Genomic DNA, 19,267 nt, shown 5'->3' with positions numbered 1-19,267 from the left:
AAATTTAAATTTGTTGTAATAAACTTTTATTTAACTCAAGTTTGGTATTTTTAATTCGAATTGTATTGATCTAAAATTGTGTTTTTTAAAATATACGGTTTTAATTCTTCATAACTGAAAAAAATCTCAGGTTCTCCACCTGCAAAACCAACAAGTTCATATGGAGCATAAGAAAAAGTAATCCCTGTTGGCAAAATATAAAAAGTATTGGCCATTTCTATTTTATCTGATAATCCATCACCATACTCTGACTTAATTCTATTTTCATAAAAATCAATAAAATTTTGATTTTTTGTATTTAGAAGATGTTCTATTTCTATTTTTCTTCCGGTACTTACTTCATAATTATCGTATGATGTGCGGTACAAACCGTGTGCTCCGCCCATATAGTTGTACCAATAATGATAAACTACATAAATATTTGAATCAATAAAAATAGGCCAACTGACAAATAAGCTTTCTGACGCATAATTATCTTCATCCTTTACAGCCTTTTTACTATCAAAATTATGTTTCCATTTATCATGATTTTTTATGCTGAGTGAATCGCTAGACAAATACTTTACATTCGAACTTAAAGCCTCAAAGTTTTTATCATTTGATAAAATTTCTCCCAGGAAAGTATAATCCCTTGATGGCATATAATCTCTTCCTTGTCCTTTTTTATAAGCTTCTGTGGTATCAAATAATGTATAATCTATTTTATCAAAACATTTATAAGATGGAAATTTTTTACTTGGATAAATTTTATATGCTTTTTTATTATAGATGCACTCTATAAACATTTCATCAGTAAATAGATTGTATAATTTGAGTTTACAAGTAGTTTTCCCGTTATCATTCTCATCAGAAGATACTTCTCCTGTGTAGAAATCCTCTTTCTCCTTTTTTACTAATCCAAAACCGAAAATTTGATCTTCTCCATCAATATAAAGACGCCCTGATTTCCAATATCCTCCATATTCTTCAGTTAATGCATTAGAAATATGAATTTGAATTTTTTTATTATCATCAAGTGTTCCATCAAAAGAATAAATAAAAGGAGCTTCTATTTTTAATGTATCACCGCCTATTACTATTGTATTGTCTTCAATTTTATAAATTAAGCTATCATTTTTTTCTTCAATTTCAACTTTCGTAATTGGATTTTTAGGAATCAATTCTTTTTTCTCTTCATTTTTTGACTGGCAAGAAATAAATAATAAAATTAATAAAACGAAAAGATATTTTTTCATAAACGAAATTAAGTTACTAATCATTAAAATTTTATCTTAAACATCAGCCTCAACCGCATCCAGTTCCACCTTCAGGTTCTTGATAATAAATTCCTGTCTGTCCGGCGTATTTTTTCCCATATAAAATGACAATAATTGCTCGATAGAAGTATTTTTATCCATCATAATCGGGTCAAGGCGAATGGTTTCTCCAATGAAGTTCTTGAACTCATCCGGTGAAATCTCTCCCAAACCTTTAAATCGGGTTATCTCCGGCTTTGGTTTTAGTTTTTCAATGGCGTCTCTTCGTTCTTCATCGGAATAACAGTAGATCGTTTCTTTTTTATTACGAACCCTGAAAAGCGGTGTCTGCAAAATATACAGATGCCCTTCTTTGATTAATTCCGGGAAAAACTGAAGAAAAAAGGTAATCAGCAACAAACGAATGTGCATACCGTCGACATCGGCATCGGTTGCGATTACAATATTGTTGTAACGCAATTTTTCCAGTCCGTCTTCAATATCTAAAGCAGCTTGTAATAAATTGAATTCCTCATTTTCATACACAATTTTCTTCGTCATTCCGTATGAATTTAAAGGCTTACCACGCAAACTGAAAACGGCTTGAGTATTCACATCACGCGATTTGGTAATCGATCCGGAAGCCGAATCTCCCTCGGTGATAAAAAGTGTGCTTTCTAAGTTTCTCGGGTTTTTGGTATCCGGAAGATGCGCGCGGCAATCTCTTAATTTTTTATTGTGAAGATTAGCTTTCTTGGCACGATCTGTCGCCAGTTTTCTGATTCCTGACAGCTCTTTACGCTCTCTTTCGGCCTGCAAAATTTTACGCAATAAAGCTTCAGCTGTCGGAGGATTTTTATGTAAATAATTGTCTAATTTATTCTTCACGAAATCATTTACAAAAGTACGAACGGACACTGCCGGTGTTCCGTCATCGGATCCCATATCAGTTGAACCCAGTTTGGTTTTGGTCTGTGATTCAAAAACCGGTTCCATCACCTTGATACTAATCGCACTCACAATCGATTTACGAACATCAGAGGCTTCGAAATTTTTGTTGTAAAACTCCCGGATGGTTTTTACGATAGCTTCCCTGTAGGCCGCTAAGTGTGTTCCTCCCTGTGTGGTGTTCTGACCGTTGACAAAAGAGTGGTATTCTTCGCTGTATTGTGTTTTACTGTGGGTTAAAGCGATCTCGATATCATGATCTTTCAGGTGAATGATCGGATATTCTAAATCCTCTGCACTGATGGTTTCTTCCAATAAATCCCTAAGACCATTTTCGGAAATGTATTTTTCGCCATTGAATATAATCGTCAGGCCATTGTTCAGGTAACAATAGTTTTTGACCATTTTAATGACATATTCCATACGGAATTTGTAATTTTTAAAGATCGTTTCATCGGGCGTAAAAGTCACTTTTGTTCCTTTTCGCTTTGTAGTTTCAATTATATCTTCTTCTAAAACTAAATTTCCCGCAGAAAACTCGGCTCCTTTTTGTTTGTCGTCACGAACTGATTCTACCCTAAAATAATTCGATAAGGCATTCACCGCTTTTGTTCCGACACCATTTAAACCCACTGATTTCTGAAAAGCTTTAGAATCGTATTTTCCTCCCGTATTCATTTTCGAAACTACGTCGACTACTTTTCCTAAAGGAATTCCACGTCCGTAATCACGAACTGAAACCGTTTTATCCTTGATAGTCACCTCAATAGTTTTTCCGGAGCCCATTACGAACTCATCGATACAGTTGTCTAAAACCTCTTTTAAAAGAATATAAATACCATCATCCGGCGAAGATCCATCTCCCAATTTCCCGATATACATTCCGGGACGCATACGGATATGTTCTTTCCAATCGAGTGATCGAATATTATCTTCGGTATATTGATTTTGCTCTAGCATAAATGAATTGGATTTTTGGCTAATGTACCATTTCTGCGTAAAAAATAAAAGCGTATTTTTTTTTTGTTATAATTAATAACAGCTTTAAATCTATTTAAATTGATTTTAAAAAAATACAAGCTTTAAAAGTAGAAAAAATCAATTTTAAAACAAAAAAACACTATCTGATTCCGAGTACTTCTTTTGCCAAAGCAATCATTTCGGGCGTTCCCGTATTTTTGTTTTTTTCGTCAGAAAGTTTCACTACACCCTGCCAATGCACATGGTCAGGTTTGGTTTCGATTAGTTTTATGACCATATTCATTGTCGGGAGACCCACATCATTGGTAAAATTAGTTCCGATACCAAATGACATCCTGATTTTATCTTTACAAAAATCGGATATAATTTTTACCTTATCGTAATTGAGGGAATCTGAAAAAACAATACTTTTTGATTTTGGATCGATTCCCATTTTGGTGTAGTGCGCAATTACTTTTTTAGCGAATTCTACCGGATCACCGCTGTCGTGCCGGACTCCATCAAAGAGTTTGGAATATTTTTTATCAAATTGATTGAAAAAGATATCGGTGGTGTAGGTATCTGTAAGGGCAATTCCGAGATCTCCGCCGTAGACCTCTGTCCAATGTTCCAGACTCATAAAATTAGCCATTTTAAAACCATACTGTGCGGCATGAAACATAAACCATTCGTGTGCGTGTGTGCCTAACGGACGCTTATTGTTGACCATCGCAAAATGTACGTTACTGGTTCCGATGAAACTTTGATTTCCGAAATTGTTTAAGGTTTCATTAACCAAAACATGTACATCGTAAGAATGGCGGCGCCTTGTACCAAATTCCAAAACAGCAACGCCCAGTTTATTGTAATTGTCAATTTTGTCTTTCGTATGACTTTTGACCGCTTCATCATTTAAACGGATCAAATGATTTGCTTTATAAAAAAGCTCCGAAATTAAAGCCATCAAAGGAACTTCCCATAAAATGGTGCGGTACCAAAACCCTTCAATGGTGACTTTTATTTCTGATCCTTCCTGTGTTATTTCAACTTCGGAAGGATCATAAGTGTATCCTTGTAAAAAATCTAAATATGTAGGATCGAGATAAGAGCAATGATGCGACAGGTACCGTTTTTCTTCTTTTGTTAATCGCAAATCTGCCATAGAATCGACCGATTTTCGAAGTAATTCAGCAAAGCCCGGCGGAAAAACATGCTTTCCACGATTAATAAAAGCATAACGCACTTTTGCCCTTGGAAAAAGCCTGATCACGGCATGCTGCATCGTAAATTTATAGAAATCATTATCTAAAATTGATTTCAGAAATGTTGCTTCCATCTTATCATTACTATAATATTCTTAATTGATAAAGATACTGCAATTCACTAAAAGAAGAAAATCAGGTCTTTATTAATTACTTCATGATCACTTTAAAAGAGACAATACTGTTTTCACCAAGATAAAAAGTAATAAACTGCCCTATATTTTTATCAAAATTGACCTCAAATTCCAAACTGCCTTTTCTTTCTTTTGGATTTTCAATTTTCACGGGCTGGTTCTTTTTATTCAGATAAAAAAACTGGGCTGTTTTCGAAATATTTTTTATTCTGAAAGTCACATTTTCGCCATTTTTAACCTCAATAAGACCGGAATTAGGAGCTGTAATTTGATGATCGCCATCGATGGTAATGTTATAAATCAGTGGACCGTTCAGAAAATCTTCTTTGCTTAATTTTTGCCCCAGAAAGGTTCCCGAATCCGGAAAATGTTTCGCGAAAAAATAATCCGGATCTGAGTCGAAATAGATTGAAGTAAAGTCCTTTACCATTTTTCCTTTACTGCTGTCATAATATCCCTGACCCCAGGTAACATCTATCAATCTCCATTTTTTATCAATCAAAACAATATTCCACGCGTGGTTGGAAGAGGTATTTTTTCTTCCAATATCTTCCAATATGGTTTTTGAATCTCCCTTTATTATTTCTGATTTTAAGCCTGCTAATTCAGCCAAATGTTGATATAAAGCGGTAAAGCCCTCACAAACTGCTTTTTGAGCAGTAAAGGACTTCTGAATCAGTTTATCATTCAGTTGTTTTATCTTTCTTTGTTTTTCAGCCTCTGTAGAATAACTAAAACCTTGTGTTCGGGGCGGATTTAAAAAAGAGGCATAATCGTATTTGATATTAAAGGCAATCCAACTGTAAATAGCCCGTGCCTTATCCGATTCTGAAGTAAAATCTTTTTGAATTCTTTTTGCCAAATCTTCTGTCGAATTGAAGCGTTTTGGATATTTTAAAACTATTTTATCTACATCATTGTACTTTTGCGAGTAAGATGAATGCAGAAAAATAAAATTTACGAAAAGAAACAGGAACGCAATCTTTTTTATAGTCATCGATTAAAAACTGGATTTTATGGTATCTCTTAATTCTTTATCCAGCTCAGCATTTGAAATTTTATTTTCTTCTAAATTAAAATTCGCATTAAATGCCGGCAACGAAAAAGTAGCTTTTATTTGCGCCCCATATCTTGGCAAAGCATTATTGGCGATTTCTAAAACCGATGCCCCGCCCCTTGCTCCCGGCGAAGTGGCTAGTAACAGCATTGGTTTTTGCTGAAAAACATCTTTGACTATTCTGGAGCTCCAGTCAAAAATATTTTTGAAAGCGGCAGAATAATTTCCGTTATTTTCCGCTAAAGAAACTACCAAAATATTAGCGCCTTCCATTTTTTTCAGAAATGCTTTTGCGATTTCATGCTGACCTATTTCTTTTTCCAGATCAACACTAAATAAAGGCATTGCGTAATCGTTTAAATCCAAAACTTCAACTTGTGCATTTTCAAATAAACCAGCAGCATAAGTCGCTAAATGCTTGTTGATAGAATGCTGACTGTTACTTCCTCCAAAGGCTATGATTTTCATATTTGTTCTTTTTTTACCGGTTCTTTTTTTCCAGGTTTGTCAATCTCAAAAATTTCTTTTTTGATTTCTACCGAGTATTCATTGGGATAAATTTTTCCTCCGTAAGATTTTGCATATACTTTGGTAAATTCTGCTCCAAAATACAGAATAATTGCGGAATAATAGACCCAAACCAGAATAATTATTACAGAGCCTGCTGCTCCATAAACTGAGGCAACTGTAGAGCTTCCCAAATAAAATCCAATGGCGAATTTACCAATCATAAAGAGTATTGCCGTAACCGTTGAGCCTATAAAAGCATCTTTCCATCTTATTTTTCCGTCGGGTAATGTTCTGAAAATAATGGTGAAAAGAAGCGTAATACTGGCCAGTACAATAAAAATATTGACTACGTAAAATAAATAAACCGTGCTTTCCGGGAAGTACATTTTCAAACGTGAACTCACTAAATCGAGCGTTGTATTGACAAAAAGACTGACCAGCATTAAAAAACCAACAGAAGCAATCATTGAAAATGACATCAAACGATTCTGAATGAATTTTTTAACGCCTTTATCCGGTTTGGCGCGGAGTCCCCAAATAAAGTTAATAGAACTCTGTATTTCTGCAAAAACTCCCGAGGCACCAATTAACAGCATCACAATTCCAAACGTAGTGGCGAAGACGTTGTTTCCTGAGAGTTGCACATTTTTTATCGCTTCCTGAATCTGAATGGCGGCACCGTTCCCTACCATACCGTTAATTTGTCCGTACAATTGTCCCGTTACGGCATCTTCACCAAAGAAAAAACCGCAAATGGTAATGATGATAATTAATAATGGAGGTAAAGCGAATATGGTATAATAGGATAAAGCAGCACTAAGCTTGATCGCATTATCATCATTAAATTCTAAGAAGGCGTTCTTGATAAGAAACCAGGATTTGGAGAATATACTTTTAACTTTCACAATACTTTCTGATTTTTAGATAATGGCTCAAATTTAAGGAATAATTAAAAAATCTGAATTCTTGCATTATGGAGAAATTTTACATTTTTACCATGTTATCTTTAAATTTGTGATTTTTATTTTGAAACCTTTTTATATTCCTGATCAGTCCCTAAATGTTTAATTTTTAATATATTTTTAAATTCACGAAGTGTTGATTTGATTAAATAGGAAGCAGAATCCAGCATTTTGCCTTTAATGACCGTTATTGAATCCAGTTTCTTTAAATTTTCCCGCTCATAAATATTTTTCAATTTGATGGTTTTATTTTCTAAAGATAAAATTTCTATTCTCCAGAACACAGAATCTCTTATGCTTAAAACCAATTGATTCTTAATTCTCTTCGCTTTTTGATTATACGAAAATCTAAAAAGAGTATCAATATGGTTAGTTACTAATTCAACAGAATCTCCTTTTGGATAAAAATCAAACTTTTCTTTAGTTTCTCGATTTACTAATTGATTATTAACAACATCATATTCCGTTTTTAAAGAATCCAAAAAGTTTTTATGAATTCTATATTTAAAAAAATATTCTTCTAAAATCCGATCTTCTTCAATTTTTATAAAAGCAGAATCCTTACTCATATATAGACCTTTAAATCTATTTGGGAAACCACGTAATTCGGAAACATTCCTAGGTTGAGGATGCTCAAAATAAAAAGTCACACAATCTTCACATGCCGGAGCATCTTTTTTTTTACACGCTATTAAAATACTAATAACTAATAAAATTAAAATGATTTTTTTCATGGTCCTTTTTTAGTGTAAGGTTAATTTCCTAAAACTAAAATCATACCAAATCTTATGTACTAGACCAAACTGAAATGGAAAGCATTTTTTTGTATGTTTTAATTTTCTCGCAGATTTTGCAGATCAGGCAGATTTATTCTTTTGGAAATGGATGTCAGCCTGAGCGAATTCGAAGGCTCATTACTTTGAAGAGCTTCAACTCCGCTCCCTCTGACAATCATAATTTGGAGCATAAAAAAACTGCTGAATTTCTCCAGCAGTTCAATCTATTCTCTTTATTTTTTATTCTATATTCTTCAAAAAAAAAAATTAAACGTTAAAACGGAAATGCATTACATCACCATCTTTTACGATATATTCTTTTCCTTCTACTTTGAATTTCCCTGCTTCTTTTGCTTTTGCTTCTGAACCGTACTGAACGTAATCTTCGTATGAAATTACCTCTGCACGGATAAAACCTTTCTCGAAATCAGTATGGATAACTCCGGCAGCCTGTGGCGCAGTTGATCCGATATTGATTGTCCAGGCACGTACTTCTTTTACACCGGCGGTAAAGTACGTTTGTTGTTTTAATAATTTGTAAGCAGCACGAATTAAAACGGATGCTCCCGGCTCTGTTAATCCCATATCTTCAAGGAAAACCTGACGCTCTTCGTAACTTTCTAATTCGGTAATATCAGCCTCTGCTCCTACTGAAAGGATGATTACTTCAGCATCTTCGTCTTTTACCAGTTCACGAACCTGATCTACATATTTGTTCCCGTTTACTGCTGAATTTTCATCGACATTACAAACGTATAAAACCGGTTTTGCAGTAATCAATTGAAATGATTCCATTAAAACTTCTTCATCAGTACCCTGAGGTACAATAGTACGAGCCGATTTAGCTTGTAATAAAGACTCTCTGATTCTGTCTAAAAGTGCTTTTTCAGTTTGTGCTTCTTTATTTCCTGTTTTAGCGGCACGGTTTACTTTCTCCAAACGTTTTTCAACAGTTTCCAAATCTTTCAACTGAAGTTCGATATCAATTGTTTCCTTGTCACGAATTGGATTCACATTTCCGTCAACGTGTACAATATTATCATTGTCAAAACAACGCAATACGTGAATAATAGCATTACACTCTCTAATGTTTCCTAAAAATTGGTTTCCAAGACCTTCTCCTTTACTTGCACCTTTTACCAAACCTGCGATATCTACAATATCAACTGTTGCCATTTGTACACGCTCTGGTTTTACCAATTCTTCTAATTTATTGATTCTCGGATCCGGAACGTTTACAACACCAATATTAGGTTCGATAGTACAAAAAGGAAAGTTGGCACTTTGCGCTTTTGCATTAGATAAACAATTAAATAATGTTGATTTTCCAACATTTGGCAATCCTACAATTCCTGCTTTCATCTGTAGATAATTTTTTTTTATTTGATTTCGATCGCCTCAGACACCATTATTATTGAGTTAACCCCCAATTCTTTAGTAATGATTTAATCGTACTATACTTATTTTTTATTCCATCTTAATTTTTGTCAAAATGTTACATTTTAACGCTAAAATTTTGCAAATATAAGATTTAATCGCTCGTAACTAAACAAAAAATGACGATATATACATTTTTAGTACTATTCTTAAAATAAATCAAACTTTTTAATAATATTTTGTTAAATAATACTAATTTTATCACAATATTTAACAAACCACATACAAATTTTTTTAACCAAAACAAGTTTTAACATGAAAAGAATTGCAATTTTATTTTTTCTATTTAACACCGTCATTATTTTTGCACAGCAACAAGTAACAGGTGTAGTAAAAGACAATACGGGTACCCCTCTGCCCGGAGTGAATATTGTTGAAAAAGGAACTAACAACGGCGTATCCACCGATATTGACGGATCGTATAAAATAACAGTTAAAGAAGGCGCATCGCTAATTTTTACGTATGTAGGTTACAACAGCGTTACCAGGCTGGCCAATGCCTCTCAAATTGATGTTGCTTTATCTGAAGAAGGCGGACAAAATCTTGATGAAGTTGTCGTAACAGGATCCAGAACAGCTCAAAGAAGTAATACTACAACTCCGTTACCTATTGATGTTATCTCTTCCAAGGATTTGGCTTCAACTGGACAAGCTTCTTTTGATAAGGCATTACAATACAAAATTCCGTCATTTAATACCGTTCAGACTCCGGTAAATGATGCTACTTCATTATTAGATCCTTATGAAATTAGAAATTTAGGACCAAGCAGAACCTTAATTCTTATTAACGGTAAACGAAAAAACTTAAGTTCTTTGCTTTATGTACAGACTTCTCCGGGACGTGGAGAAACAGGTGCAGATATCTCTGCCATCCCTACAGACGCGATCGAAAGAGTAGAGATTTTACGTGATGGAGCATCTGCTCAATACGGTTCTGATGCAATTGCAGGAGTTATGAACATCATTTTAAAGAAAAACTACAGTGATAGTTCATTAACATTAAGAAGCGGAATTACTTCTGAAGGAGATGGTGAAATGTTGGGTGTAAGTTTAAACAGTGGAACTACTGTTGGCGAAAAAGGTTTTCTAAATTATACTATTGATTTCTCTAAAGTAAATTTAGCAAACAGACCTGGAACTGTAGATGCAGAAGGTGATGCAGGAGATTTTGGTGCTGACATCGCTGATGTTCAGTCTTTTCTTGCTAAACATCCAGATGCAGGAAACATTAACGGTTCTCCAGAAACAGCAGCTGCAAAATTCTTAATCAATGGTGGAAACGACATCAGCGATAATACAAAATTATATTACAACGCTGCTTATGTGTATAAAAAAGTAAATTCTTTTGCAAATTACAGAACTCCATATTGGAGACCTTTGGCAGACGAACCATATCTAAATGATTTTTTCGGAAACGGAAATCCTTTAGACCCATCTTACGAAGGATATGTTCCTACTTTTGAAGGTAACCTTAGTGATTATAACGGTACTTTAGGCTTTAGAAACGTAAAAAATGGATGGAATACTGACGCGAGTGTAACTGTAGGTGGAAATAAACAAACTTATGCAGTTAACAACTCTGTGAACAGATCTAGTATCCTGGATGCTGATGGTAATGAAACTTACAGAGAAAATAGCCCAATTTCTTTTAACCCGGGAGGTACTTCTTTTAATCATGTTGTTGGAAATATCGATGTTTCTAAAATTCTATCAGACAAAATCAGTATTGGATTTGGTTCTGAGTTCAGATCAGAGAATTTTACCGTAATCGAAGGTGATAAAGCATCTTGGGATGGTTTAGGAGCAGATTCTTTTGCAGGTAACAGACCTGAAAACTCCGGAAAATGGAATCGCTACAACGTAGGTGTTTATTTGGATGTTGCTTTTGATATTACAAAAGACTTCTTAATAAACGGTACAGTTCGTCATGAAGAATATAGTGACTTTGGAGGAGCGACAGTTTGGAAAGCAAGTACAAGATATAAATTCCTGGACGATAAAATTACATTGAGAGGATCAGTTTCTACTGGTTTCAGAGCACCTACATTACACCAGATTTATACTCAAAAATCACAATATTCTTTTGTTCCTGGTGAAGGAATTCAAGTAAGTGGAATCATTAATAACGTTTCTCCTCAGGCTCGTAAGCTAGGTGTTAACCAATTACAACCGGAAAAATCTACAAACATTACTGTTGGTCTTGGAGCTAAACCTTTCAACAATTTTAATATAACATTAGATTACTACAATATTAAAATAGAAGACAGAGTAACATTAGGTGACAGACAGTATGAATTTATACAAGTTACTCCAACAGATCAAGAAGTAATTGGTAACGTAGCATATTTTTCTAATGCTTTTGATTCAAGAACTTCTGGACTTGATGTGGTTACAAGTTATAATAACATTGGTATAGGTGAAGGTAAATTAGGCTTTAATTTATCAGGAAACATTACTTTTCAAAACGAAAGAATTTCCGGAATGAAAAACGAAAGTTCATTCAGTGATATTTTAAACTCACTAACTTTTACATCAAGACCTAAAACAAAATGGATTTTAGGAGCAAATTATGAAATTGGTAAATTTGGTTTCTCTCTTAATAATACTTATTTTGGAAAATCTACTTTTAATCAGGATGGTTTAGCTTCTAATGAAGTAACATTTGGAGATTTACCAATCACTGATCCTAATAGCATTACCAATCCTAGCAGCCCTAATTATAATAATACTTCTATTGCTAAAAATTTCGTAAGAGATGCTAATGGAGAGACATTAAGAGATGACTCTGCAAACCTAAAAACAGAGTTCCTTGCTAAAATTGTTACTGATTTAGGTGTTAATTTTAATGCTTCTGAAAAATTAACAATCGCATTAAACATAAATAACTTATTTAATGTTTTACCGGAATGGAAATTTGTTGCTGAAAATGAAGCTGGAGCAGCATTGTTAAATGACGCTGCACTTGTTAAAGGGCAATCTAACTTAATTACATTTAACCAACGTTATTCTAGAATGACTTACGATGGTTCACATTTCAGCCAGTTAGGAACTATGTTTAACTTATCATTAAACTATAAATTCTAAGTTCAGCTTTTTTTAAATAATTAAAAAGGGTTGTCTTATGACAGCCCTTTTTTTATACTTTTATAATTAAAAACCAAATTGTTATGGCAAATTTATATGATGGAAAAATGGCTGCGATTTACGATGCAATGTACCAGACTTTTGTGAATTATGACGAAGAGTATGCTTTTTATAATACTTTAATCCAGGAAAATAATTGCTCCAGTATTCTGGAAATTGGCAGCGGAACGGGAAACCTCGCCAAACGATTCGACGAAAACAAACAAAACTATCAGGGTCTTGATTACAGCGAAAGTATGATCGAAATTGCAAAAGAACGAAACCAAAATTGTTCTTTTATCCAGGGTGATATGCGCGATTTTACACTTGATAATCCCGTCGATGCTATTTTAATAACAGGAAGATCCACGAGTTATCTCATCTCTAATAGTGATATCAACAGGACTTTTGATTCTCTTTATAAAAATAGCAGTGATAATGGCATTATAATTTTTGATTTTATCGATGCGAACCGCTTTATTCCTTTCATTAAGGAAAATTTACTGATCACGCATGAAGCAGACTACGAAAATGTAAATTACAAAAGAGACAGCCATTGGGATATCAATGATTCACAGGAAAACTTCATGTTGGATTGGAGTGCAGAATATTACACTGTTGTAAGCGGCAAAAAAGAAGTTATTGAAAATGATTTTTCGACTGTTCGCGTTTTCACGCTTAACGAAATAGAGCTGTTCCTATATCTAAATAATTTTGAAATACTAAAAGTCATCGACAGGAAAACCTATGCTTACGACACTTATGTTATTGTAGCAAAGAAAAAAGCATAAAAAAAACGGATAGCAAATCAGTATTTTTTTCTACATTTTAAATTCTAAGGAATCGATTAATGTCTTTTCTTCATCAGTCGCGGTAAATCCTGAAATATTCCAGTAATTCGTCAGGATTTTATTTTTTTTATTAAAAAGGGTCTTGTCTTTAAAAACATCACTTTCACTATACGTAAATTTCTGCTTATTGAAATTTGTTGTAATAAAATTATTGCGGACCTGAATATTTTTGACCTGATCTTTCAGTACAAGATCATAAGCGATTTCTTCATTTGAACTCAGTACATAATAATCTGAACCATCCAATCTGTAATTTACCTTTACCAGCGATCTGGTCACATTCTTAGAGCCTACAGCTGCTTTATCTACTGTCGCTGCTAAAGTTCCCGGAGTGATGATAATAGAGAATTCAATTATTAATTTTTTCAAAGGATCGTATACAATTTCGAAATTATCGACTGCTGTTTTAGATTTATCCAACGGCGTAATTTTCATTACATAATAATCTTTATTCACAGGATGTCCTCTGGTTATAAAGTCGTATTCTTTTTTTGCTTTTGGATTTAAAATAGGGTCAAAATAGGTCAAATTCGAATATTTTTCCATGATATCATTCAAATTATATCCTTTTAAATCAGCGCTTATATCCTTTTCCAGCAAACCATAAGACCGGTTTTGCTCTACCAGTAAAGTAGTGGAAATCTTCTTACGACTGACTCCAAACTGAAAATTCACAAGTCCGTCGTTATAATAAGAATATTGGTTGTTAAGCATAAAAAATTCCCTTACATACACTTTTAGCCGATAAGGCATTGCTAGTTTTCCACGCGAATTGAGGACAATTTTCCGAAGGATTTTCTGGGGAGATTCTGTAGACAAAACAATTTCATCTAACTTATTGTTTTTACTTTTTAAATAAACCGTAAATTCATTCTCTTTTAAACTTGCCCAGCGAATGGTTAAATTTTCATAATTTGTTTCAGAAACCTGAACATTGGAGCCTCCGGTTAACATAAAATTCGCTTTACCATCTTCATTACTTAATAAAATTTGTTTGGTTTTCATAATTACAATAGTTGCATTCTCTATAGGAAGCTGTGTTTCTATATCCTTTACAACAATAGAATATTCCGTATTCTGAGCAAAGACACCTCCGCTAAAAAATACAACAAACAAAATTATTAATTCCTTCATAGGCTATTCTTTAAAATTAACAAACAAAGTGTTAAAAAATCAATCAAATTAACAAAAATAAAACATTAAATCCCAATTTAATACGAAATACTTACAAATTGAGACATAAAAAAACCTGAGTTACAATACTCAGGTTCTTTTTTATCTTGATAGAACAAAGCTTATTCGTTATGCAGGAACGCTTGGCGCGCGAGCAAAGTCTCTTCGTCTTCTACGTGATTATCATCTGGTACACAGCAATCTACAGGGCATACCGCAGCACATTGAGGCTCATCATGAAAACCTTTACATTCTGTACATTTTCCAGGAACGATATAATACACTTCATCCGAAATTGGAGTTTGTGCATCATCTGCATCCACTTCAGTTCCGTCTGGTAAAATTATTTTTCCTGAAAGGGCTGTTCCATCTTTATATCTCCAATCATCAGCTCCTTCATAAATTGCTGTATTTGGGCACTCTGGTTCACAAGCTCCGCAGTTAATACATTCGTCGGTTATAATTATCGCCATTTTTATATTATTTTATGCTTTAAGTTTTACACTTTAAGCTATTTCTAAAATATTATTTTTCAAAAATTAAAGCTTATTGCATAAAGCTTACCGCTTACCGCTAAAAAAACTTATTTTTGTGCAAAATTACAATCAAAACTATTCATAAACAAACATTATGACATTAGAAACAAAAAAAAGTGTTTTTGTTGAATTAGGCAAATTCTTAAAACAATTTTCTGAAAACAATACAACTAAAAAATCGGATGTTTTACACAACGATTTATTTTTTGATGATTTCGAAAAGCTGATTCGCTTATCACAATCTCATAATGGATGGTATACTCCTGAACAGGTATACTTTGCACTTCAGTCATGGGCAGACGCTTTAACAGAAGAAAATATTACAAAATGGCTTTCTAATTATTCTTTTGAATTATCTGTGGAAAAAGAAAACGGAAAAAATGTGGCACTGATTTTAGCCGGAAATATTCCGTTAGTCGGTTTTCATGATTTTTTATCTGTTTTAATAAGCGGAAATAATGCAGTCATAAAAACATCTTCAAATGATCAGCATCTGTTACCATTTTTAGCTAAATACATCATTGCCGTCAATCCTGACTTTTCGAATAAAATCAATTTTGTAGAAGGAAAATTAGAAAATTTCAATGCCGTAATCGCCACAGGAAGTAATAATACAGCGCGTTATTTTGAATATTATTTCAAAGACAAACCTTCTATTATCCGTAAAAACAGAAATTCAGTTGCCGTTATAAGCGGAAAAGAAACCAAAGAACAACTGGAAGCCTTAGGGGAAGATATATTTAGATATTTTGGATTAGGCTGTCGAAATGTTTCGAAGCTTTTTGTCCCGAAAGGCTATAAATTTGATGCTTTTTTCGAAGCTATCTTCAAATATCAGGACGTTATTCATTATGAAAAATACGCTAACAATTACGACTATAATAAGGCTGTATTTTTAATGAGTAATTTCAAATTACTCGACAATGGCTTTCTGACTTTAAAAGAAGATCCGAGTTATGCCTCTCCTATTTCGAGTGTTTTTTATGAATTTTATGAAAGCCGCGAAGATCTGGAAAAGCGCCTTGAAGCTGATGCTGAACAAATTCAGTGTATTGTCAGTGCAGATTCTGGAAAAAACAATATTCCGTTTGGACAGACCCAAAATCCGCAATTGTGGGATTATGCAGATAACGTAGATACTATAACGTTTTTGTTAACAACAAAGTAAAAAAATGTTTAATTATTTCGAATAATTTATCGCTTTTTCAGCTCCTATTGCCGAAATTTGCGTTTTTAAAATTTTCGTCTATTAACTATATCATGAAAAAACACAACTACAGCGCAGGACCAAGTATTTTACCACAAGAAGTTTTTGAGAAAGCTTCAAAAGCCATTTTAAATTTCAATGATTCAGGACTATCTATCCTTGAAATTTCGCACCGAAGCAAAGATTTTGTTGCTGTAATGGATGAAGCCCGATCGCTTGCTTTAGAATTATTAGGACTTGAAGGAAAAGGATATCAGGCCTTATTTTTACAAGGTGGTGCCAGTACTGCATTTTTAATGGCGCCGTACAATTTGATGAAAGAAAACGGAAAAGCCGCTTACTTAGATTCGGGAACCTGGGCAACCGCTGCCATAAAAGAAGCTAAAAATTTTGGAGAAACTGTTGTCGTAGCTACTTCAAAAGAAGAAAATTACAATCACATTCCAAAAGGATACGAAATACCAGCTGATGCAGATTATTTTCACTGTACCAGTAATAATACCATTTTTGGAACTCAGATGCATGATTTCCCAACTACAAATATTCCTGTAGTTTGCGATATGAGTTCGGATATTTTTTCACGTAATTTAGATTTTTCTAAATTTGATTTAATCTATGCCGGAGCCCAAAAAAATATGGGACCTGCAGGAACTACTTTAGTCGTTGTCAAAGAAGAAATCCTGGAGAAAAACGGAAGAACTATTCCAAGTATGTTAGATTACGCTAAACATATCAAAGCAGAAAGTATGTACAATACACCTCCTGTTTTTGCAGTATACGTTTCGTTATTAACGCTACAATGGATCAAAAATAACGGTGGTGTTGCAGCAATTGAAAAATTAAACGATGCCAAAGCGGCTTTGCTTTATGCTGAAATCGACAGAAATCCTTTATTCAAAGGAGCTGCCGCAGCTGAAGACCGTTCTAAAATGAATGTTACTTTCTTATTGAACAACCCGGATCACGCCGCAACTTTTGATGCGCTTTGGAAAGAAGCAAATATCTCAGGATTACCGGGACACCGTTCTGTTGGTGGTTACAGAGCTTCTATCTACAACGCCATGCCGATCGAAAGTGTTCAGGTGCTGGTAGATGTAATGAAAGCGTTGGAAGCTAAAGTTTAGTTTGCAGTTTTCAGTCTCAGTTTACAGTTTTCAAACCGAATAATGCAAACTGAGACTGAATTCCTAAATCAAAAAAGAAAAATATAATAGCTGGCTAATCAATTAAACCTTTAAACGAATAAACGATTAACCAAATAAACACATAAACACAAATGAAAGTATTAGCCAATGACGGAATTTCTAAAAGCGGAATTCTAGCTTTAGAAAAAGGTGGATTTGAAGTTATAACAACAAAAGTGGCACAGGAACAAGTGGCTAATTTTGTAAACGAAAACAATGTAAGCGTAGTTTTAGTGCGCAGTGCGACTAAAGTTCGTAAAGATATTATTGATGCCTGCCCGGGGCTTAAAATCATTGGCCGTGGTGGTGTTGGTATGGATAATATCGATGTTGATTATGCCAAAAGCAAAGGAGTACACGTAATTAACACACCGGCTTCATCATCAGAATCTGTTGCTGAACTGGTTTTTGGACACTTATTTTCCGGTGTTCGTTTTTTGCATGACTCTAACCGAAATATGCCTCTTGAAGGAGATTCAAACTTTGACGGTTTGAAAAAAGCCTACGCAAACGGGGTTGAATTAAGAGGAAAAACGCTTGGAATTGTTGGTATCGGACGTATTGGCCAGGCTACTGCAAAAATGGCACTTGGTTTAGGTATGAAAGTGATTGCTGCCGATAGTTTTATTCCGACTGTAGATGTAAAGGTAGCGTTTTTTGACGGTCAGTCTATCACGACAACAATCGTTTCACAATCACTGGAATCTTTATTTAAAGAAGCTGATTTCATTACTCTTCACGTTCCTGCTCAGGATGGTTATATCATTGGAGAGAAAGAATTTGAAATCATGAAAGACGGTGTTGGAATTGTAAATTGTGCCCGCGGTGGTGTGATTGATGAAGTGGCATTGATAAAAGCTTTGGATTCAGGTAAAGTAGCATTTGCAGGACTGGACGTTTTTGAAAGCGAGCCAAAACCGGAAATGACAATCTTAATGCATCCTAAAATTTCATTGACGCCACATATCGGGGCTGCAACGGGAGAAGCACAAGACAGAATTGGTACGGAATTAGCTTCACAAATTATCACTTTGCTGAGCTAATTAACTGTAATTAAATATCTTAAAAGGGATTTATTAACATTGTTTAATAAATCCCTTTTCTTTTTTTATTAAATTTGAACTTACCAATCTAAAAAAATCTAAATCATGTTTGAACAATTAACACAATTAGTGCAACAATATGGAGGCGATGCAATTGTCAACAACAGTGCGGTCCCAAACGAACATAATGAAGCGGTAGTAGCTGAAGCCGGCAACTCCATTTTTTCAGGACTGCAGAAAATTGCTTCAGAGGGTGGTGGTGCAGAACAGTTGGCAGGTTTATTTAACGGAAGTTCTCCAATAGACAATTCTAATCCGGTGGTACAGCAAATAACACAGCAACTCAAAGGTAGTCTTGGTGAGAAATTTGGATTAAGCAATGCAGATTCTTCAGGTGTTGCCTCCGGCATTATTCCACAGGTATTAAATTCATTGGTGAATAAAGCAAAAGATCCAAATGACAGCAGTTTTCAGATTTCAGATATCATTGGAGCCATTTCCGGAAACAGCGGACAGGCATCCGGTATTATGGACACCATCTCTAAATACGGAATGCAGTTTGGCCTGGACCAAAATGCTGATGGAAAAGTTGACGTAGCCGATGTTATGGTCATCACCAAAAGCAAAGGAGGCATCTCAGGCTTTATCGGTAAATTATTTGGAAGATAAGTTTTTTTAAGGTTCAGAGGGACAAAGGTTCAGAGGGACAAAGGTTCAGAGTTGCAAAGGTTTTCTTTGCGATCTTTTTTAATAAAGTCAGCCTTTGTACCTCTGAACCTTTGTCCCCTTTGTCCCTTTGCAGCTCTAAACCTTAGTACCTTTGCAACTTAGTACCTTAGTACCTTTTTTTTCCGTAACTTTAGGTTCAA

The 19,267-nt window shown here is 34.3% G+C and carries 16 protein-coding genes; 6 read left to right on the top strand and 10 right to left on the bottom strand.

Annotated features, from left to right (window positions below):
• Window positions 1-50: 50 nt before the first annotated feature.
• The 8 genes from EV142_RS21270 to ychF all read right to left on the bottom strand — a co-directional run bounded on the left by EV142_RS21270 (window position 51) and on the right by ychF (window position 9,206).
• Window positions 51-1,235, bottom strand: coding sequence for a DUF3298 domain-containing protein (locus EV142_RS21270; RefSeq protein ID WP_158286359.1), 1,185 nt, complete (start codon window positions 1,233-1,235; stop codon window positions 51-53).
• A 36-nt stretch (window positions 1,236-1,271) separates the two neighbouring features.
• Entirely contained in the window at window positions 1,272-3,143 is a 1,872-nt protein-coding gene (locus EV142_RS21265) for a DNA topoisomerase IV subunit B (RefSeq protein WP_132037855.1), read from the bottom strand.
• Between the two features lie 160 nt (window positions 3,144-3,303).
• Window positions 3,304-4,479, bottom strand: a complete 1,176-nt coding sequence (gene pncB / locus EV142_RS21260) for a nicotinate phosphoribosyltransferase (protein WP_132037854.1) — start codon at window positions 4,477-4,479, stop codon at window positions 3,304-3,306.
• Between the two features lie 76 nt (window positions 4,480-4,555).
• Entirely contained in the window at window positions 4,556-5,536 is a 981-nt protein-coding gene (locus tag EV142_RS21255; RefSeq protein WP_132037853.1) for a transglutaminase domain-containing protein, read from the bottom strand.
• 3 nt (window positions 5,537-5,539) lie between these two features.
• Window positions 5,540-6,064 (bottom strand): NADPH-dependent FMN reductase, encoded by a 525-nt coding sequence (locus EV142_RS21250; protein WP_132037852.1) that lies wholly within the window; start codon window positions 6,062-6,064, stop codon window positions 5,540-5,542.
• Entirely contained in the window at window positions 6,061-7,011 is a 951-nt protein-coding gene (locus EV142_RS21245; protein ID WP_132037851.1) for a YihY/virulence factor BrkB family protein, read from the bottom strand. Before EV142_RS21245 ends, EV142_RS21250 begins: the two co-directional genes overlap by 4 nt.
• A 116-nt stretch (window positions 7,012-7,127) precedes the next feature.
• The gene (locus EV142_RS21240; protein WP_132037850.1) at window positions 7,128-7,802 is read right to left on the bottom strand and encodes a hypothetical protein; all 675 of its coding nucleotides are present in this window, start codon (window positions 7,800-7,802) and stop codon (window positions 7,128-7,130) included.
• Window positions 7,803-8,111: 309 nt separating this feature from the next.
• Window positions 8,112-9,206, bottom strand: a complete 1,095-nt coding sequence (gene ychF, locus EV142_RS21235) for a redox-regulated ATPase YchF (RefSeq protein WP_132037849.1) — start codon at window positions 9,204-9,206, stop codon at window positions 8,112-8,114.
• A 330-nt stretch (window positions 9,207-9,536) separates the two neighbouring features.
• Between ychF and EV142_RS21230 the strand changes: the two genes are divergently transcribed.
• Both EV142_RS21230 and EV142_RS21225 read left to right on the top strand, forming a co-directional pair.
• Window positions 9,537-12,365 (top strand): TonB-dependent receptor, encoded by a 2,829-nt coding sequence (locus EV142_RS21230; protein WP_132037848.1) that lies wholly within the window; start codon window positions 9,537-9,539, stop codon window positions 12,363-12,365.
• Window positions 12,366-12,448: 83 nt separating this feature from the next.
• Window positions 12,449-13,195, top strand: coding sequence for a class I SAM-dependent DNA methyltransferase (locus EV142_RS21225; protein ID WP_132037847.1), 747 nt, complete (start codon window positions 12,449-12,451; stop codon window positions 13,193-13,195).
• 30 nt (window positions 13,196-13,225) lie between these two features.
• Here the strand turns inward: EV142_RS21225 and EV142_RS21220 are convergent, their stop codons facing one another.
• Complete coding sequence (locus tag EV142_RS21220) at window positions 13,226-14,389, bottom strand: hypothetical protein (RefSeq protein WP_132037846.1); 1,164 nt, start codon at window positions 14,387-14,389, stop codon at window positions 13,226-13,228.
• Window positions 14,390-14,550: 161 nt separating this feature from the next.
• A complete protein-coding gene (locus EV142_RS21215; protein ID WP_132037845.1) occupies window positions 14,551-14,901 on the bottom strand; it encodes a 4Fe-4S dicluster domain-containing protein in 351 nt (116 codons plus the stop codon).
• Window positions 14,902-15,058: 157 nt separating this feature from the next.
• Here EV142_RS21215 and EV142_RS21210 point away from each other — a divergent pair, with 157 nt between their 5' ends.
• From EV142_RS21210 to EV142_RS21195, 4 genes are all read left to right on the top strand, one after another.
• Window positions 15,059-16,132, top strand: coding sequence for an acyl-CoA reductase (locus tag EV142_RS21210; protein ID WP_132037844.1), 1,074 nt, complete (start codon window positions 15,059-15,061; stop codon window positions 16,130-16,132).
• Between the two features lie 92 nt (window positions 16,133-16,224).
• Window positions 16,225-17,295 carry a 3-phosphoserine/phosphohydroxythreonine transaminase gene (serC, locus tag EV142_RS21205; protein ID WP_132037843.1) on the top strand — a complete coding sequence of 357 codons (1,071 nt, stop codon included), beginning with the start codon at window positions 16,225-16,227 and terminating at the stop codon, window positions 17,293-17,295.
• 152 nt (window positions 17,296-17,447) lie between these two features.
• Entirely contained in the window at window positions 17,448-18,398 is a 951-nt protein-coding gene (locus tag EV142_RS21200) for a D-2-hydroxyacid dehydrogenase (RefSeq protein WP_132037842.1), read from the top strand.
• A 105-nt stretch (window positions 18,399-18,503) separates the two neighbouring features.
• Window positions 18,504-19,067, top strand: coding sequence for a DUF937 domain-containing protein (locus tag EV142_RS21195; protein ID WP_132037841.1), 564 nt, complete (start codon window positions 18,504-18,506; stop codon window positions 19,065-19,067).
• The last annotated feature ends 200 nt before the right edge of the window (window positions 19,068-19,267 follow it).

The sequence above is a fragment of the Flavobacterium circumlabens genome, assembly GCF_004345565.1.
In the GTDB taxonomy this organism is placed as follows: domain Bacteria; phylum Bacteroidota; class Bacteroidia; order Flavobacteriales; family Flavobacteriaceae; genus Flavobacterium; species Flavobacterium circumlabens.
Note: the sequence above shows the minus strand (reverse complement) of the source record. Positions and strands in the feature narration are given on the sequence as shown.

Excerpts from the sequence above, each read along its gene's own strand:
- EV142_RS21270 (WP_158286359.1), bottom strand. The coding sequence starts at position 1,235 with ATGAAAAAATATCTTTTCGTTTTATTAATTTTATTATTTATTTCTTGC.
- EV142_RS21210 (WP_132037844.1), top strand. The coding sequence starts at position 15,059 with ATGACATTAGAAACAAAAAAAAGTGTTTTTGTTGAATTAGGCAAATTC.
- ychF (WP_132037849.1), bottom strand. The coding sequence starts at position 9,206 with ATGAAAGCAGGAATTGTAGGATTGCCAAATGTTGGAAAATCAACATTA.
- EV142_RS21200 (WP_132037842.1), top strand. The coding sequence starts at position 17,448 with ATGAAAGTATTAGCCAATGACGGAATTTCTAAAAGCGGAATTCTAGCT.
- EV142_RS21255 (WP_132037853.1), bottom strand. The coding sequence starts at position 5,536 with ATGACTATAAAAAAGATTGCGTTCCTGTTTCTTTTCGTAAATTTTATT.
- EV142_RS21240 (WP_132037850.1), bottom strand. The coding sequence starts at position 7,802 with ATGAAAAAAATCATTTTAATTTTATTAGTTATTAGTATTTTAATAGCG.
- pncB (WP_132037854.1), bottom strand. The coding sequence starts at position 4,479 with ATGGAAGCAACATTTCTGAAATCAATTTTAGATAATGATTTCTATAAA.
- EV142_RS21220 (WP_132037846.1), bottom strand. The coding sequence starts at position 14,389 with ATGAAGGAATTAATAATTTTGTTTGTTGTATTTTTTAGCGGAGGTGTC.
- EV142_RS21230 (WP_132037848.1), top strand. The coding sequence starts at position 9,537 with ATGAAAAGAATTGCAATTTTATTTTTTCTATTTAACACCGTCATTATT.
- EV142_RS21215 (WP_132037845.1), bottom strand. The coding sequence starts at position 14,901 with ATGGCGATAATTATAACCGACGAATGTATTAACTGCGGAGCTTGTGAA.
- serC (WP_132037843.1), top strand. The coding sequence starts at position 16,225 with ATGAAAAAACACAACTACAGCGCAGGACCAAGTATTTTACCACAAGAA.
- EV142_RS21225 (WP_132037847.1), top strand. The coding sequence starts at position 12,449 with ATGGCAAATTTATATGATGGAAAAATGGCTGCGATTTACGATGCAATG.
- EV142_RS21195 (WP_132037841.1), top strand. The coding sequence starts at position 18,504 with ATGTTTGAACAATTAACACAATTAGTGCAACAATATGGAGGCGATGCA.
- EV142_RS21250 (WP_132037852.1), bottom strand. The coding sequence starts at position 6,064 with ATGAAAATCATAGCCTTTGGAGGAAGTAACAGTCAGCATTCTATCAAC.
- EV142_RS21265 (WP_132037855.1), bottom strand. The coding sequence starts at position 3,143 with ATGCTAGAGCAAAATCAATATACCGAAGATAATATTCGATCACTCGAT.